This is a genomic window from Sphingopyxis sp. OPL5, assembly GCF_003797775.2.
Taxonomy (GTDB): Bacteria; Pseudomonadota; Alphaproteobacteria; order Sphingomonadales; family Sphingomonadaceae; genus Sphingopyxis.
Genome location: NZ_CP060725.1, coordinates 2,844,218 through 2,861,088 on the forward strand (window position 1 = coordinate 2,844,218; position 16,871 = coordinate 2,861,088).

A 16,871-nucleotide genomic window follows, 5' to 3' on the forward strand; every position below is an offset into this window, starting at 1 on the left:
GCGCGGCGGCGCGGCGGCTAGGCAGGGGCGATATCGTCCGCACGCCATATTTCAGGGGGTTTCGATGCTGCATCCGTCTTTCCGGCTGATCGCGCCGCTCGCCATTATCGCGACCGTCATGGCGGTTCCGGCCGTCGCCAAGGACAAGGCGCCGCCGCCGCTTCCGACGCAGATTCAGGAACTTTACGCGTGCCGCGACATCGGCGACGCCGCCGCGCGCCTTGCCTGTTTCGACCGCGAGGTCGGCGAACTGTCGGCGGCCGACCAGGCGAAAGAAATCACCTTCACCGACCGCGAGACCGCCAAGAAGACGCGGCGCGGGCTGTTCGGCTTCTCCTTCCCCAAGCTCGGCGGGATTTTCGGCGGCGACGAGGACGAGATCAGGGAAGTCGAAACGACGATCCGTTCGGCGAGCATCGACCGGTCGGGCAAATATACGCTGGTGATGGAGGACGATGCGGTGTGGGTGCAGATCGACACCACCAAGCTGCCGCGCCAGCCGAAGCCGGGGCAGAAGGTCAAGATCAAGACCGCGACGATGGGCAGCTATTTCGCGACGATCGATGGCGGCCGCACCATCCGCATGAAGCGCGACCGCTGATCGTGGCGGACGGCGGGGGCGACCCGCCGGGTCGGAGATGACCGACGCCGCCGCCTTGCCGCTCCCCGGCCCGGGATGCGCGCCCTTCGTCCTGCTCGACGATGCGCGCGTCGAGGATGCCGTGGCGGCGCGGCTGTTCGCCGATCCGGTCGAGATTTTGCACGCCGACGGCGCCGCCGAAATCCCCGCGCTGCTCGACGCGGTCGAGGCGGCGGCGGCGCGCGGTCTGCATGTCGCGGGCTATCTCGCCTATGAAGGCGGCAAGGGGCTGGCGCCGGCGTGGCGCGGCGGTGCGCCCGCAGGCGACGGCACGCCGCTCGGCTGGTTCGGCCTGTTCGAGCGGGTCGAGCGGATCGACGCCGATGCCGTGTCGGCGCGGTTGCCCGATCCGGCGGCGAGCTGGATCGGCGCGGTCGAACCGGGAATCGCGCGCGCCGGTTACGAGGCCGCGGTCGAAGCGGTGCTGGCCTATATCCGCGCCGGCGACATCTATCAGGCGAACCTGACCTTTCGGGCCGCGGTGCCGGTCATCGGCAATCCGCTCGCGGTCTATGCGCGGCTGCGGCGGACGGCACGGGCGGGCTATGGCGGCTTCATCTGGACCGGCGAACAGGCGATCGCGTCGCTGTCGCCCGAGCTGTTCTTCGGCTTGCGCGGACGCGAGGCGATCGCGCGGCCGATGAAGGGGACGGCGGCGCGGCTGGCCGATGCCGAGGCCGACGGGGCGGCGGCGCGACTGCTTGCCACCGATCCCAAGCAGCGCGCCGAAAACCTGATGATCGTCGACCTGATCCGCAACGACCTGTCGCGCGTCGCGCGGCCGGGGTCGGTCGCGGTGCCCGACCTGTTTCGCGTCGAAAGCTTTCCGACGATCCACCAATTGGTGTCCGACGTCACCGCGACCTTGCCCGCCGACAAGGGCGCGGTCGACGTGCTGCGCGCCGCCTTCCCGTGCGGATCGATCACGGGCGCGCCGAAGGTGCGCGCGATGGAGGTCATCGACGAACTGGAGGCGAGCCCGCGCGGGCTTTATACCGGCTCGATCGGCTTCATCGAGCCCGGCGGTGACGCGGCGTTCAACGTCGCGATCCGCACGCTTGTGTTTCCGGCCCCCTGTCTGCCGCTATCCGGCTTGCAGGATGGGCCGATTCGCGCCACGCTGGGACTGGGATCGGGCATCGTCGCCGACAGCCTGCCGTCGGAGGAATGGCGGGAGTGTCTGGCCAAGGGGGAATTTGTGGGGGCAGCGCGCGAAAGTTTCGACCTGATCGAAACGATGCTTTTCGATCCTGTCGAGGGGGTGCAGCGGCTTGAGGGGCATCTGGCGCGGATGAAAGCGAGCGCCGCCATGCTCGGTTTTACCTTCGACCGGCACGGCGCGCGCAACGTCCTGCAATCGGCGACTTTCCGCCTGCGCAGCGCGGCGCGAGTGCGGATGCGGCTGGCGCCGTCGGGCGCGCTCGCGGTCGAGGTGTCGCCGCTGCCGCGCCTCGCCGAACTGCCAGTCCCCGTCGCGGTGCGGCCGGCGCCGATGGCTGCCGACGATTTCCGCCTCGTCCACAAGACCAGCCTGCGCGCCGCCTTCGACGCCGCGCGCAGCGAGGCCGGAACGGCGGAAGTGGTATTCGTCGACGAACCTGGCTTCGTCACCGAGGGCAGCTGGAGCAGCATCTTCGTCGAGCGTGCCGGCCAACTGCTCACCCCGCCACTGTCGCTCGGGCTGTTGCCCGGGGTGCTGCGCGCTGAGCTGATCGAGAAAGGGCGCGCGGTCGAATCGCATCTGCGCCTCGCCGACCTCGCCGATGGTTTCTTCATCGGCAACAGCTTGCGCGGGCTGATCCCGGCGCGGCTCGCCGACGGGACTCAAACCCAGTCGCCGGGATGACGGGCGCAGTTTAGGCCTGCATAGGTAAATTATCCCCGCATCGCCTTGCGATTTGCGGGCGGAAGCTTTAGGCGCGGCCCCGCGCAATTTTCTGCCAAATCGCTCGCTTCCAGTGCCAATCAGGGGACGCTTTCCATGTCGACCTTTCCGCCCCATGTCTCGGCCGCGCTCGGCCGTATCCAGCCTTCGGCGACGCTCGCGATGACCGCGCGGGTGACCAAGCTGAAAGCGGAGGGCGTCGACGTCATCGGCCTCAGCGCCGGCGAACCCGATTTCGACACGCCCGATTTCGTCAAGGAAGCCGCGATCGAGGCGATCCGGGGCGGCCAGACCAAATATACGCTCGTCGACGGCACCGTCGCGCTGAAGGACGCGATCCGCGGCAAGTTCCGCCGCGACAACGGCCTCGATTTCGGACTCGACCAGATTTCGGTCAACGTCGGCGGCAAGCACACCCTGTTCAACGCGCTCGTCGCGACGGTCGATCCGGGCGACGAGGTGATCATCCCCGCGCCCTATTGGGTCAGCTATCCCGACATCGTCGCCTTCTGCGGCGGCACGCCGGTAATCGTCGAAGGAACGGCGGCACAAAACTATAAGATCACCCCGCAGCAGCTCGACAAGGCGATCACCAAAAAGACGCGCTGGGTGATGTTCAACTCGCCGTCGAACCCGTCGGGCGCCGCCTATTCGGGCGAGGAACTCGACGCGCTCGGCGAGGTGATCCGTCGCCACCCGCATGTCATGGTGATGACCGACGATATGTACGAGCATGTCTGGTACGCCGACTTCGCCTTCACCACCTTCGCGCAGCGTTGCCCCGATCTCGCCGACCGCATCCTGACCGTGAACGGCTGTTCCAAGGCCTATGCGATGACCGGCTGGCGCATCGGCTATGCCGCCGGTCCGGCGTGGATCATCAAGGCGATGGCCAAGCTGCAGTCGCAATCGACGTCGAATCCCTGCTCGATCGCGCAGGCCGCCGCCGCCGCCGCGCTCGGCGGGCCGCAGCAGTTCCTCGACGACCGCAACGCCGCGTTCCGCAAGCGCCGCGACATGGTGGTCGCGATGCTCAACGACGCGCCCGGCCTCAACTGCCCGACGCCCGACGGCGCCTTTTACGTCTATCCCGACGCGAGCGGCTGCATCGGAAAGAAGACCCCCGACGGCAAGCTGATCGACACCGACGAGGCGCTGATCGACTATTTCCTCGACAGCGCCAAGGTCGCGGCGGTGCACGGCGGCGCGTTTGGTCTGTCGCCGGCGTTCCGCGTGTCCTATGCGACGTCGGAAGCGGTGCTGAAGGAGGCCTGCGTGCGCATCCAGCAGGCGTGCGCGGCGCTGAGCTGATTTTGCTCCCCTCCCGCAGGCGGGAGGGGCAGCTGTTTCTGAACCCCGGACAACCAGCCGGTTCACCGGAAAGTAAGGCCTGCCGCCTAAAGGTGACCCACGTCACTGCACGACGGCTCGGGGCGCGTCATATCGTTCGGTGTAACCAACAAGGCTTCGGCCACGAACGATAGATATGACAGGACAAACCGATGCTCTCCATGATTCGCTCCGACTGGTTTCCGACCATGCTCGCAGGCTTCGCCATCGGCGGGCTGCTCGTGATGATGCAGCAGCCGGCGCTCGCGATGACGCTGTGAAACCGATCCGGATGAATTTCGCCCGCCATGTCATCGTAGCGCTGGCGGGGGTCGTCATCTTCACCCATGTCTGGCCGGCGCAGGCGGAGACGGTGGTCAAGCTGCCCGCGGCGGCGGTCGATCCGGCGGTCAAGGCGAAGCGCGCGACCGCGGTGCTCGCCGGCGGCTGCTTCTGGGGCGTCGAGGGCGTGTTTTCGAACGTCAAGGGCGTCGTCTCGGTCGAATCGGGCTATCATGGCGGCAGCGCCGCGACCGCGAAATATGAGCTGACCCACGACGGCAAGTCGGGCCATGCCGAGGCGGTACGGATCGTCTATGACCCCACGCAGGTGAGCTATGGCACCCTGCTGCGCGTGCTGTTTTCGGTCGTCGCCGACCCGACGCTCAAGAATCGCCAGGGTCCCGACACGGGGACCCAATATCGCGCCGCGATCGTGCCGATGGACGCGACCCAGCGCCAGGTCGCGACCGCCTATCTGTCGCAGATCGGCAAGGGCAAATTTTTCGCCAAGCCGATCGTCGTGCCGGTCGAGACCTACAAGACCTTCTATCGCGCCGAGGCCGGTCATCAGGATTTCATGAAGCGGAATCCGTCGAACGGCTACATCGTCCGCTGGGACGCCCCGAAGCTCGCGGCGTTCAAGCGACTCTATCCCAATCTCGTGCGGGCCACCCCGGCCCCCTGATCCGGCGAAAGGTTCCGCCGCTCATCGTGCGCAAGGAATCGTTCGTCGCAAACCGCTGGTCGCCGCACACCCGGTGCGGGACGGGTGAAACCGGCCAAAAAGGCCGGGATAGAATGACGGTCGCAGTCGCTTCGGGGTTTGAATGAAAGTCGATTTTTCGGGCAAGGCGGCGTTCGCGGTTCTGATGGGAGCCATGGTGCTCGCGGGTTGCGTCAGCAGTGCTGCCGTGGTGCCAACGCCGCGCGCGGTGCCGCCGACCAAAAATCCCCCGGGCGCGGTCAGCGTGCCGATCGGGCCGCCGGTGCGCAGTTCGACGCCGACGCCGCAGCTTCCCGCTGACCCGGGCTTCCGCCGTGCACCGGCGGGTCTCGACGACCGAATCTTCCAGATCTGGAAAGCCTTTCCCGGCAAGACCGGAATCGCGGTGCAGCGGATCGACGGTGAATGGACGCTCGCCCAGCGCGGCGCCGAACTGTTTCCACAGCAGAGCGTATCGAAATTCTGGGTCACGCTGACCGTCCTCGACGCGGTCGACAACGGCCGGCTCAGCCTCGACCAGAAGGTTCGTATCGGCCCCGAGGATCTCACCGTCTTTCACCAGCCGATCGCGGCGCGCGTCCAGTCGCAGGGGGCGGTGACGATGACCGTCCGCGACCTCATCGAAACCGCGATCACCCACAGCGACAACACCGCGAACGACAGCCTGCTGCGCACCGTCGGTGGTCCCGACGCGATCCGGCGCTTCATCGACAAGAAGGATCTCGGCGCGATCCGCTTCGGTCCCGGCGAGCGACTGCTGCAGGCCGGCACTGCGGGCCTCAAATGGCAGCAAAGCTATTCGAACGCGCGCAATTTCCAGACCGCACGCGCGGCCTTGCCCGAGGCGACGCGCAAGGCGGCGATGGACGCCTATCGCGCCAATCCGCCCGACGGGGCGAGCCCCGTTGCGATTGCAGGCGCGCTCACCCGGCTGGCGCGCGGCACTTTGCTGTCGCCCGAATCGACCCAATATATGCTGGGCGTGATGAGCCGCACCAAGAGCGGGCCGCAGCGCTTGAAGGCCGGACTGCCCGCTGGCTGGACCTTCCTCCACAAGACCGGTACCGGCCAGGATTACAAGGGCATGACCGTGGGGTATAACGACATCGGCATCGCGACTGCCCCCGACGGCACCCGTTATGCGATCGTGGTGATGATGGGCGAGGCGACGTCGCCGATCCCGGCGCGAATGGCGACGATGCAGGCGGTGTCGCGCGCGGTCGCTGAATTTCATGGAAGATAGAGCGATGAAAAAGCTGTTGCTGGGTCCGGTGCTGGTGGCGCTGACGCTGACGGGTTGCGCGACCCCCGAGACCCGGCTGCGCACGGGACTCGTCGATGCCGGCCTGTCGCAGCGCGTCGCCGGATGCATGGCCGAACGCATGGTCGACCGGCTGTCGCTGGTGCAACTGCGACGGATCGGCTCGCTCGCCAGCCTCAAGGACAAGAATGCCAGCGACCTGTCGCTCAATCAATTCCTGCACAAGGTCCGCGCGCTCAAGGATGCCGAGATATTGGCGGTGACGACGAGTTCGGCGGCGGTGTGCGCTTTTGGCTGAACCGCGATCGCCATCCCGGCCTGCGCCAGGATGACGAAGGGTAGGTTTGCTCGGCCCAGCGGAAAGAATCTCTTGTCGCCCCGGGGGTAGCCTTGCCTGCGAACTTGTGCTTAGGCGGCGCCAATTCTCCCCGCCCCAGACTCGAAAGGCCCGGCAGACCTCATGAACATCCACGAATATCAGGCGAAAGAACTGCTCGCAAAATTTGGCGTCGCCATCCCCAAGGGCATCGCCGCGATGAGTGTTGAAGAAGCCGTCGCCGCTGCGAAGCAGCTTCCCGGGCCGCTCTATGTCGTGAAATCGCAGATCCACGCGGGCGGCCGCGGCAAGGGCAAGTTCAAGGAACTCGGCCCCGACGCGAAGGGCGGCGTCCGTCTCGCCAAGACGATCGAAGAGGTCGAAGCGCATGCGAAAGACATGCTCGGCAACACGCTGGTGACGATCCAGACCGGTGAAGCCGGCAAGCAGGTCAACCGCCTCTACATCACTGACGGCGCCGACATTAAGCAGGAATTCTACCTCGCTTTGCTCGTCGATCGTGGCTCGAGCCGCGTCGCGGTCGTTGCCTCGACTGAGGGCGGCATGGACATCGAAACCGTCGCGCACGACACGCCGGAAAAGATCCACACCATCACCATCGACCCCGCCACGGGCCTGCAGCCGCACCACGGCCGCAGCGTCGCCGCGGCGCTTGGGCTGTCGGGCGACCTCGCCAAGCAGGCCGCGAAAGTGCTCGCCGGGCTTTATGACGCCTTCCTCGCGACCGACGCCGAGCAGATCGAAATCAACCCGCTCGCGGTGTGCGAAGGCGCGAATGGCGACGAACTGCTCGTCCTCGATGCCAAGGTCGCGTTCGACGGCAATGCGATGTTCCGCCACAAGGACCTCGCCGAGCTGCGCGACCTGACCGAGGAAGACCCGGCCGAGGTCGAGGCGTCGGAATATGACCTCGCCTACATCAAGCTCGACGGCAACATCGGCTGCATGGTCAATGGCGCCGGCCTCGCGATGTCGACGATGGACATCATCAAGCTCAACGGCGAATTCCCCGCCAACTTCCTCGACGTCGGCGGCGGCGCGAGCAAGGAAAAGGTCACCGCGGCGTTCAAGATCATCCTCAAGGACCCCGCCGTGAAGGGCATCCTCGTCAACATCTTCGGCGGCATCATGAAGTGCGACATCATCGCCGACGGCATCGTCGCGGCGGCGAAGGAAGTGAATCTGTCGGTGCCGCTGGTCGTCCGCCTCGAAGGCACGAACGTCCAGGAAGGCAAGGACATCCTGGCCAACTCGGGGCTGCCGATCGTCGCGGCCAACGATCTGGGCGATGCGGCACAGAAGATCGTCGCCGAGGTTCGGCGGGTCGCGTGAGAACCCGCACCCCCTCCACGAAGAGGGGGTGCGGGACTGCCGGTTGACGTTTACGTAAACGCCAATTATGGCGCAGTGCACAATTTTTGAGAGGAGCTTTAAAAGCCATGAAAATCCTCGTCCCCGTGAAGCGGGTGCTCGATTATAACGTCAAGCCGCGGGTCAAGTCCGACGGCACCGGCGTTGACCTGGCGAATGTCAAAATGTCGATGAACCCGTTCGACGAGATCGGGGTCGAAGAAGCGATCCGCCTGAAGGAAAAGGGCGTCGCGACCGAGATCGTCGCGGTTTCCGTCGGCCCGCAGAAGGCGCAGGAAACGCTGCGCACCGCGCTGGCGATGGGCGCCGATCGCGCGATCCTGGTGCAGACCGACGATGCGGTCGAGCCGCTCGCGATCGCCAAGATCCTGAAGGGCATCGCCGACGCGGAGCAGCCCGGCCTTGTCATCCTTGGCAAGCAGGCAATCGACGACGACAACAACCAGACCGGCCAGATGCTCGCAGCGCTCACCGGCTGGGCGCAGGGCACGTTCGCCAGCGCGGTCAATGTCGACGGCGACAGCGTCAACGTGACCCGCGAAGTCGACGGCGGCCTCGAGACGGTGAAGCTCAAGCTTCCCGCCATCGTCACCACCGATCTTCGCCTCAACGAGCCGCGTTATGCCTCGCTGCCGAACATCATGAAGGCGAAGTCGAAGCCGCTCGATACCAAGACCCCGGCCGATTACGGCGTCGACACGACGCCGCGCGTCAAGGTCGTCAAGGTTTCGGAGCCGCCGGTTCGCTCGGCCGGCGTCAAGGTCGCCGATGTCGATGAACTGGTTGCCAAGTTGAAAGCCATGGGAGTGCACTCATGAAAACGCTCGTTTGGGTCGAACATGACGGTTCGTCGGTAAAGGACGCCACGCTCGCGGTGATCACTGCCGCATCGAAGCTTGGCGAAGTCCATCTGCTGGTCGCCGGTAGCGGCGTCGATGGCGTCGCCAAGGAAGCCGCGCAGATCGCCGGCGTTGGCAAGGTGCATGTCGCCGACAACGCCGCCTTCGGACACAATCTGCCCGAAAATATCGCACCGCTGGTTGCCGAACTGATGGCAAGCCATGACGCGTTCCTCGCGCCCGCAACGACGACCGGCAAGAATGTCGCACCGCGCGTCGCTGCGCTGCTCGACGTGATGCAGATCAGCGAAATCCTGTCGGTCGAGGGCGAGAACACCTTCACCCGCCCGATCTACGCCGGCAACGCGATCGCGACCGTCGAAAGCTCGGACGCCAAGCTGGTCCTCACCGTTCGCGGCACCGCGTTCGAAAAGGCCGCGACCTCGGGCGGCTCGGGCACCATCGAAGCCGTGGGTAGCGGCGGCGACGCCGGCCTCTCGAGCTTCGTGGGCGCCGAGATTGCCAAGCAGGATCGTCCCGAACTGACCTCGGCGAAGATCATCGTGTCGGGCGGCCGCGCGCTCGGTTCGAGCGAGAAATATCAGGAAGTCATCGTGCCGCTCGCCGACAAGCTCGGCGCCGCGCTCGGCGCCAGCCGCGCCGCGGTCGATGCGGGCTATGTCCCCAACGACTATCAGGTCGGCCAGACCGGCAAGATCGTCGCGCCGCAGGTCTATTTCGCGATCGGCATCTCGGGCGCGATCCAGCATCTCGCCGGCATGAAGGATTCGAAGACGATCGTCGCGATCAACAAGGACGAAGACGCCCCGATCTTCCAGGTCGCCGACTTCGGCCTCGTCGCCGACCTGTTCAGCGCCGTTCCGGAGCTGACCGGCAAGATCTGACGATGACCGGCGATCATCCCGGCGTGCCCGGTCTCGGCGATGCCCCCTTCAACGCGGGCGGCCGACGGGCAACGCGGAATGACGCGAATGACGAAGCGGTCGGGGGCGACGACGCCCTCGACCGCTCGTTGATTCTGGCGAGCGTCGCGCGCGACGCACGGCTCGACAAGAAATTCCTGCTCCTGATCATCCTCGCTGCCGCGATCGCGACGCTTGGCCTGCTGCAAAGTTCGACCGCCGTGGTCATCGGCGCGATGCTCGTGTCGCCGCTGATGGGGCCGATCATGGGCCTCGGCTTTGGCCTGGCGACGATCGAAAGCCATTTGATCAAACGCTCGCTGGTCACGCTCGCGGCGGGCATGGCGGTGGCGATCCTTGTCGCGGCGCTGATCATCTGGGTCTCGCCGATCGCCGACGTTACGCCCGAACTGCGGGCGCGGACCCAGCCGACGCTGCTCGACCTCGGCGTCGCGGTCGTTGGCGGTATCGCCGGCGTCTATGCGATCATGCGCAAGCTGTCGGGGGTGATGGTGGGCGTCGCGATCGCGACTGCGCTGGTGCCGCCGCTGTCGACGGTCGCGTTCGGACTGGTCACCGGACGAATGGATTTCGCGCTCGGCGCGTCGCTGCTTTTCCTGACCAACACGCTGGCCATCGCCTTCGCCGCGACGATCGTCGCCCGCCTCAACCATTTCGGTCCGTCGCTGACGCGGCAGCATACGGCGATGCAGGTCGTCGGTATCGTCGGGGCGCTCGGGGTTTTGTCGATCCCGCTGGCGCTGTCGCTCAACTCGATCGTCCGCGAGATCGGCGCGCGCAATGCCGTGCAGAGCGAGCTTGGCGGCCTGCTGGCAAAGGACGACCGGGTCGACAGCCTGAACGTGCGGATCGAGGATGACGCGGTCGCCGTCGACGGTGTGGTCCTTGTCGACCGCTATGCGTCGCAGCTCGACAGCGACCTCGCACGGAAGGTGCGCGCCAAGCTGAAACGTGACGTGCGCGTCAGCATCGTCCAGATCCGGCAGCAGAGCAATGCCGCGGCGCAGGTCGAGGAACAGCTCAACCGCCGCCTTTCGGCACTCGAGCAGCGCGAGGATGACAGCCGCAACATTCTGGCCGGGCTGACCGTCGGCGAGCTGGTGCCGCGCGACCGGGTGCTGATCGACGCACAGGCGCGCCGCGTCGTCGTCGCGCGCGACCGCGAGGCCGAAGGCGAACAGGTCGCCGCCGCGATCGACCGCATCATGGCGTCGGTGCAGGCGGGACACCCGCAATGGCTGATCCAGAATGGTGCGCTGACCGAGGCCGAAACGCCCGAAGAGCCGGCGGCGGCGCCCTGATCGGCTTGCAGACCTATTCAACCGCGGCGCGTGCTGACGAACGCGGTTCAATCCGATAGACGGAGCCTAAGGCCCGCCAGGAAGGGCCGTGGGAGATGGCTTCATGCGGACCGCGCGAATAGCACTGGCTCTGGCTGCGGCAGCGGTCGCGCTGCCGCCCGCCATATTGCCCGCACAGGCGCGGACCGCGACCCCATCGCTAAGCATCGACAAGGCGCGGATCGACGCGGCGCTCCAGCGGATGATCGCCAGCGACCGTGCGGGCGGCGTCTCGGCGCTGATCTGGCAGGACGGGCGCGAGGTCTATTTCGGCACCGCCGGCATGGCCGACCGCGCCGCGAACCGCCCGATGCGTCGCGACACGATCGCGCAAATCTATTCGATGACCAAGCCGGTGACGGGCGTCGCGTTGATGCAGCTATGGGAGGCGGGCAAGGTCCGCCTCGATGACCCGCTGTCCAAATATCTGCCCGAATATGCGAGCATGCGCGTCTATGCGGGCAAGGACGATGCGGGGCAGCCGCGCTATGTTGCCACCGAACGGCCGATCACGGTGCGCGACGTCCTCCGCCACACTGCGGGCTTCGCCTATGGCGCGGGACCGACTCCTGCGCACGACGCCTATGTCGCCGCCGCGCCGCTCGCGCTCGACATCGACCTCTCCGAGGCGAACCGCCGCCTTGCGACCGTGCCTTTGCTGTACCAGCCGGGCAGCCAGTGGGAGTATAGTATCGCGGTCGATGTGCAGGCGGCGCTGGTCGAGAAGCTCTCGGGCCAGCGTTTCGCCGACTATGTCCGCACCCATATCTTCGAACCGCTGAAGATGACCGAGACCGCCTGGCGCCAGCCCGACACGCGACTGCCGCGCTTTGCCGCCATGTACGAGAAGCGCGACGGCAAGATGGTGCAGCAAGATGCGGCGACCGCGCAGGTGCTGAACTTTCGCGATCACAAACTGACCCCCGGCGGCTTCGGCCTCGCCTCGACGCTCGACGATTACCAGCGTTTCGCGCGCATGCTGCTCAATGGCGGCGAACTGGATGGCGTGCGCATCCTCAAACCTTCGACCGTCAGGCTGATGGCGAGCGACCAACTCGACCCGGCGATCAAGGAGCGCTCGTGGTTGCCGAGCAAAGGCAATGTCGGGTTCGGCTTCGACTTTGCCGTCCGCAAGGGCCAGCCACTGACCGCCGAGGAAAGCCGCGGCGCGGCGGGAGAATTTTTCTGGGACGGCATGGCCTCGACCTTGTTCTGGGTCGATCCGGCGAACAAGCTGACCGCGGTCTTCTTCGTCCAGACTTTGCCCTATGACGGAACGCTGCATCGCGATTTCCGCGCGGCGGTCTATGGGCCGGCTTACAAGGGGCCCATGGGCGACTGAGAGCGATCCTCCCAGTCGCGTAGCGATGGGGAGGGGGACCGTTCGCGAAGCGAATGGTGGAGGGGCCAGCAACGTCGCGCCATAGCCCCTCCGTCAGCGCTTCGCGCTGCCACCTCCCCATGGCTGCGCCACAGGGAGGATCGGCGTTATCGTCATCCTTTTGTCATCGAGATGACGTTGAGCGGACCCAAGGAGATTCTGCCATGCCCCAATCCGACAAGCGCGCGTTGCTCGCCGAAGGTCTCGCCGCCGGCGACGATGATGCTGCGCTGCAGGCGCGGCTCGTCGGCGCAGGGGTGTCGGCGGCATCGGCGAAATATGAAATCGACCGGCTCGGCAAGGATCCGATGGCGGCGATGCTGCGGCGGCAAGCCGCGCGGATGGCGAAGCAGGGCTGGCTGTTCGCGAACCAGGAACGGCTGGCGCGCGAGGGGGAGGGCGGTTTCGTCCTCGATACGCTCGCCGCGCCCGACCCCGATTTCTTCTATCGCTACCATTATGAGGCAGGGCGTCCCGCGAAGCTGACCGGACTGATCAACCATTGGCCGGCGTTGACGCGCTGGTCGCTCGACCATTTTGCGGCGCTCGCGGGCGATGCGGTGGTCGAGGCGCAGGTCGAGCGCGAGCGTGACCCCGATTACGAACTCGCCAAGGACGACCATCGGCGCCTCCTACGCTTCGGCGAATTCGTCGACTGGCTGCGCAAGGACGAGGCGAGCAACGACATCTATCTGACCGCCTACAACAGCGGCACCAACGCCGCGGCGCTCGGGCCGTTGTGGGACGATTTGGCGCCGATCGAACTGCTCGATACCGGTCGGACCCGCGACGGGTTTTTCTGGCTCGGCCCCCGGGGCACGCTCACCCCCTGGCACCACGACCTCACCAACAATCTGCTGGTGCAGGTGCTGGGCCGCAAGCGCGTGCGGATGGCGCCGCCCTGGGCCTTTGCGCGGATGAAGAACAGCCGCCACTGCTTCTCCGACTGGGCCAACGAGCCGTTGCCCGCCGGGGCGGGCGATGCCGATACGCCGCCGGTGCTGGAAACGATCATCGGACCCGGCGAATCGATCTTCCTGCCCGTCGGCTGGTGGCATCAGGTCGAGGCGCTCGATTTGTCGGCGAGCATGAGTTTTACCAGCTTTCGTCGGCCGAATGTCCATGTAGAGGATTACGCATCCTATGGAGAAATAGCCTGATGTCCCTCGTCCTCATCACTCGCGACGACGGTGTCGCCACCGTCACCCTCAACCGCCCCGAAGCGATGAACGCGCTGTCGAAGGCGCTGCGCGCCGACCTCGCCGCCGCGATGCGCGAGGTTGCCGGCGACGACAGCATCCGCGCGATCGTGTTGACCGGGGCGGGGACACGCGCGTTCACTGCGGGGCTCGATCTCAAGGAATTGGGCGCCGACACGAGCAACCTCGGCGCCGCCAACGCGACGGGTGCCGACGAGAATCCGGTCAAGGCGATCGAGCTGTGCCCGCAGCCGGTGATCGGCGCGATCAACGGGGTCGCGATCACCGGCGGGTTCGAAGTCGCGCTGGCGTGCGACATCCGCATTGCATCGACCAACGCGCGCTTCGCGGACACCCATGCGCGGGTCGGGGTGATGCCCGGCTGGGGGCTGTCGCAGAAATTGTCGCGGCTGATCGGCATTGGCCGCGCGAAGGAATTGTCGCTGACCGGCAATTTCCTCGATGCCGAGACAGCCTGCGCTTGGGGCCTCGTCAATCGGGTGGTCGCGCCCGACGACCTGCTGCCCGCCGCGCAGGCATTGGCGCGCGATATCGCGAGCGCAGACCCGGCGATGGTGCGCGCCTATAAGGCGTTGATCGACGACGGCTATGCGCTGCCCTTCGGCGCGGCGATGGCGCTCGAGCAGGAGCGCTCGTCGGCGGCGAACCGCAGCGTCAGCGCCGACGAAGTCGAGGCGCGGCGGATCGCGGTGATGGAGCGCGGGCGCGAACGCGCGGGGTGACGCCCTCTACTGCGGAATTTTCCACATGATGCGGCCGAGGTAATAGCCGGTCACCGGCGCGCCCGCTGCGTCGCGCGCGGGCTCGAATTTGGCGCGTCGCCGGATGAGCGGGCAAGTGCCGTCGTCGAGATTGGCAAAACCGCTGCTGCTCGCCACGCGGCACTCGCTGACATTCCCGTCGGTTCCGATCGTGACGAGGAAGCCGACCTCGCCTTCCTCCCGCGCGCGCATGGCCGATGAAGGATAGTCTGCGTTTGTTGCCCAGTAGCCCGGTACGTTTGCGGGCTTTGCCGACACGGGCGCTGCGCGCACGGTCGACGTATCGACGCCCGCCTGCGCGAGGATTGCGTCATGGCAGCCGCCGAGTTGGCGAAAGGCCTCACCCGCCCCCGACCAACTCAGTTCGGCGTCGAACCTGCCGCTTGAAAACCGGAAATTCTGGTCATCCTTTACAAGCGGCGGCAGGTAAAAGTCATGCGCGTACCATTGTAGCAAGCGTTCTTTCCGGTTCGGTACGGTGCCGGTTTGCGCATCGAATTCGCGTGCGGCGTCCGATCCCGCCAGCGCCAGCTCGACCTTTCCGGGGCGGGTGTCGCGCAGCGCCGTCGCGCTGGCGAGCGTGACCCGATAGGTCGCGAGCGAGAAGGTCGTCTGGAACTGGACGAGCAACCGTTCCTCGCCGACCGTGAATTCGCGCGACAGCGTGCATTGCGTCGGCTGCTGGTCGAGCCGCGCCGGTCCGGCTGGCTGCCACATCGCTGGCGCCGCGGTGGCGGTGCCCGTGACGGTCAGAGCGGATGCGGCGAATATTGTGAGGAGCATAGATCGCATGGCCCGATGTTCGCCATCGCCGGGCAAAGGTCAAGCGCCTGTTATCGGGGTGGTAACCGCATTTGGCTAAGGCGGCATGCGGAGGGCGATGCATGGCATTCACGAGCGACTATCAGCAGCGGCAGATCCGCGACGGCGAACTGCGCCGCTTCGACCGCTGGTTCGTCGAGACCGCGATGGGTCCTGCCTATCGCGGGCGCGACGGGCGGGTGCGCGGGGTGAAGGCCGAAGAGGTCGCGCGCTGGCGCGCCGATCTCGAGACGCATATCGATGCGATGATCGCGGGGCTGCCGTTCCAGGCGCTATGGGCGGTCGGTGGGTTGCTGACGGTGGTCTTCCTTGGCGGCTGGCTGCTCGATCTGCTCGCGATCGAGCCGCGCTTTCATGGCCCCGCGATCGGCCTCGCGATCTTCATCGTCGAGGCCGGCACGATCGGGATCGAGGCGTGGGATTATATCGGCGGCTGGCGCGAGCGGCGCGACGCCATCGAGGCGGCGGTCGCGGCGCGGGCGCCGCTGCCGATCGATCCGCAGAATATCGCGAGCGGCCATAACTGGTATCAGATCGGGGTCTATGTCGTCATCGCGCCGGTGATCCTGCTCGCGATGTTCGGGCATCTAGGCGGCGACACGATGATCGAGAGCATCCAATGGGGCTGGTTCCTCGCCGCGGTGCCGCTGGCGTGGGGGCTGCACTTCGCGGCGAAATGGCACGACCGGCGGACGAAGGGCCGCTTGCGGCGTTAAGGTCCGCCGCCGGATTGCGCGCGCCAAAACAGCGGTGTAGCATCGCGCCATGGGAAGCAGGATGGGAATGGCGGGCCTTGCCTCGCTGATCGTGGCGGCGCCGTCGATGGCCGCCGAGAAGGCGCCGGTCGAACTCGCGCCGACGACCCCGTGGAATGTTCACTATGCCGATGACTATTGTCGGCTGGCGCGTTTTTTCGGCGAGGGCAAGCAGCGGGTCATCCTGTCGATGGAACAGGGCGAGCCGGGCGACGGCTTTCGGTTGACGCTGGCGGGGGCGATTCTCGACGGGCCAGGCGGCAAGGACGAAGCGTCGATCGCATTCGGCGAGCTGGGCGAGCAGAAGCTCCAGTTTTTCCCGGGGACGGTTGGCGACGATATGCCGGCCTGGATTTTCAGCGGCAACATCCGGATCCGCCCCTATTCGACCGACGACGGCCGTTTTGCCGCCAAGCATGGTTATTATCCCGATTCGGCGGGACCCATCAGCGAGGCCGACAAGGCCGCGGCGGCCAGCCTGCTGATCGGACGGCCGCTGCGCCAGCCGGTGCGGTTGAAGACGGGGCCGATGAAAGCCGCCTTTACCGCGATGAACAGCTGCACCGACGAGCTGCTCGAGCATTGGGGAATCGACGCGGCGCGGCACCGCGAACGGTCGCGGTCGGCGATGCCGGTCGGATCGCCGGGAAAATGGTTGAACAGCAACGACTATCCACCCGCCATGCTCGCGAAGGGCCAACCGGGTCTTGTGCGTTTCCGGCTGTCGGTCGGTGCCGATGGGGTTCCCACCGCTTGCCATATCCAGCGCTCGACCAACGGCAAGCCATTCGACGATGCGGTGTGCAAGGGCGTGATGCGCCGTGCGCGCTTTGAGCCAGCGCTCGACAAGGACGGGCAGCCGCTGGCGTCCTATTATGTCAACGCGGTCCAGTTCCAGTTCTGACCGCCCGTGTAGGCGCACTTCGTTCGTTGAAAGCCGAAAACGGCTTGCGATGATCCGAAAAGCTTAGCATCGGAAA

General features: G+C 66.3%; 16 protein-coding genes. 15 read left to right on the top strand and 1 reads right to left on the bottom strand.

What is annotated here, in order from left to right:
• Positions 1 to 64 precede the first annotated feature (64 nt).
• From EEB18_RS13625 to EEB18_RS13685, 13 genes are all read left to right on the top strand, one after another.
• Positions 65 to 601: a hypothetical protein gene (locus tag EEB18_RS13625; protein ID WP_056345610.1), complete on the top strand. Its 537-nt coding sequence runs from the start codon at positions 65 to 67 to the stop codon at positions 599 to 601.
• A 37-nt stretch (positions 602 to 638) separates the two neighbouring features.
• The gene (pabB, locus tag EEB18_RS13630) at positions 639 to 2,486 is read left to right on the top strand and encodes an aminodeoxychorismate synthase component I (RefSeq protein WP_187141010.1); all 1,848 of its coding nucleotides are present in this window, start codon (positions 639 to 641) and stop codon (positions 2,484 to 2,486) included.
• A gap of 135 nt (positions 2,487 to 2,621) precedes the next feature.
• Positions 2,622 to 3,836, top strand: coding sequence for a pyridoxal phosphate-dependent aminotransferase (locus tag EEB18_RS13635; RefSeq protein ID WP_187141011.1), 1,215 nt, complete (start codon positions 2,622 to 2,624; stop codon positions 3,834 to 3,836).
• A gap of 310 nt (positions 3,837 to 4,146) precedes the next feature.
• Entirely contained in the window at positions 4,147 to 4,821 is a 675-nt protein-coding gene (gene msrA, locus EEB18_RS13640) for a peptide-methionine (S)-S-oxide reductase MsrA (protein ID WP_187141012.1), read from the top strand.
• A 142-nt stretch (positions 4,822 to 4,963) separates the two neighbouring features.
• Positions 4,964 to 6,103 carry a serine hydrolase gene (locus EEB18_RS13645; protein ID WP_187141013.1) on the top strand — a complete coding sequence of 380 codons (1,140 nt, stop codon included), beginning with the start codon at positions 4,964 to 4,966 and terminating at the stop codon, positions 6,101 to 6,103.
• Between the two features lie 4 nt (positions 6,104 to 6,107).
• A complete protein-coding gene (locus EEB18_RS13650; protein WP_187141014.1) occupies positions 6,108 to 6,419 on the top strand; it encodes a hypothetical protein in 312 nt (103 codons plus the stop codon).
• 162 nt (positions 6,420 to 6,581) lie between these two features.
• On the top strand, positions 6,582 to 7,790 hold the full coding sequence (gene sucC, locus EEB18_RS13655; protein WP_187141015.1) for an ADP-forming succinate--CoA ligase subunit beta: 1,209 nt from the start codon (positions 6,582 to 6,584) through the stop codon (positions 7,788 to 7,790).
• 107 nt (positions 7,791 to 7,897) lie between these two features.
• Positions 7,898 to 8,647 carry an electron transfer flavoprotein subunit beta/FixA family protein gene (locus EEB18_RS13660; protein WP_056345625.1) on the top strand — a complete coding sequence of 250 codons (750 nt, stop codon included), beginning with the start codon at positions 7,898 to 7,900 and terminating at the stop codon, positions 8,645 to 8,647.
• A complete protein-coding gene (locus EEB18_RS13665; protein ID WP_187141016.1) occupies positions 8,644 to 9,573 on the top strand; it encodes an electron transfer flavoprotein subunit alpha/FixB family protein in 930 nt (309 codons plus the stop codon). The genes EEB18_RS13660 and EEB18_RS13665 overlap by 4 nt, the downstream gene beginning before the upstream one ends.
• A gap of 2 nt (positions 9,574 to 9,575) precedes the next feature.
• Positions 9,576 to 10,913 (top strand): DUF389 domain-containing protein, encoded by a 1,338-nt coding sequence (locus EEB18_RS13670; protein ID WP_187141017.1) that lies wholly within the window; start codon positions 9,576 to 9,578, stop codon positions 10,911 to 10,913.
• A 103-nt stretch (positions 10,914 to 11,016) separates the two neighbouring features.
• A complete protein-coding gene (locus EEB18_RS13675; protein ID WP_187141018.1) occupies positions 11,017 to 12,294 on the top strand; it encodes a serine hydrolase domain-containing protein in 1,278 nt (425 codons plus the stop codon).
• A gap of 203 nt (positions 12,295 to 12,497) precedes the next feature.
• Positions 12,498 to 13,493 carry a cupin-like domain-containing protein gene (locus EEB18_RS13680; protein ID WP_187141019.1) on the top strand — a complete coding sequence of 332 codons (996 nt, stop codon included), beginning with the start codon at positions 12,498 to 12,500 and terminating at the stop codon, positions 13,491 to 13,493.
• Entirely contained in the window at positions 13,493 to 14,275 is a 783-nt protein-coding gene (locus tag EEB18_RS13685; RefSeq protein ID WP_187141020.1) for an enoyl-CoA hydratase, read from the top strand. Before EEB18_RS13680 ends, EEB18_RS13685 begins: the two co-directional genes overlap by 1 nt.
• Before the next feature lie 6 nt (positions 14,276 to 14,281).
• Here EEB18_RS13685 and EEB18_RS13690 read toward each other — a convergent pair whose 3' ends face one another.
• Complete coding sequence (locus tag EEB18_RS13690; RefSeq protein WP_187141021.1) at positions 14,282 to 15,097, bottom strand: energy transducer TonB; 816 nt, start codon at positions 15,095 to 15,097, stop codon at positions 14,282 to 14,284.
• 101 nt (positions 15,098 to 15,198) lie between these two features.
• Here EEB18_RS13690 and EEB18_RS13695 point away from each other — a divergent pair, with 101 nt between their 5' ends.
• The gene (locus tag EEB18_RS13695) at positions 15,199 to 15,852 is read left to right on the top strand and encodes a hypothetical protein (RefSeq protein WP_187141022.1); all 654 of its coding nucleotides are present in this window, start codon (positions 15,199 to 15,201) and stop codon (positions 15,850 to 15,852) included.
• Between the two features lie 67 nt (positions 15,853 to 15,919).
• Positions 15,920 to 16,795 carry an energy transducer TonB gene (locus EEB18_RS13700; protein WP_187141023.1) on the top strand — a complete coding sequence of 292 codons (876 nt, stop codon included), beginning with the start codon at positions 15,920 to 15,922 and terminating at the stop codon, positions 16,793 to 16,795.
• Positions 16,796 to 16,871: the final 76 nt, after the last annotated feature.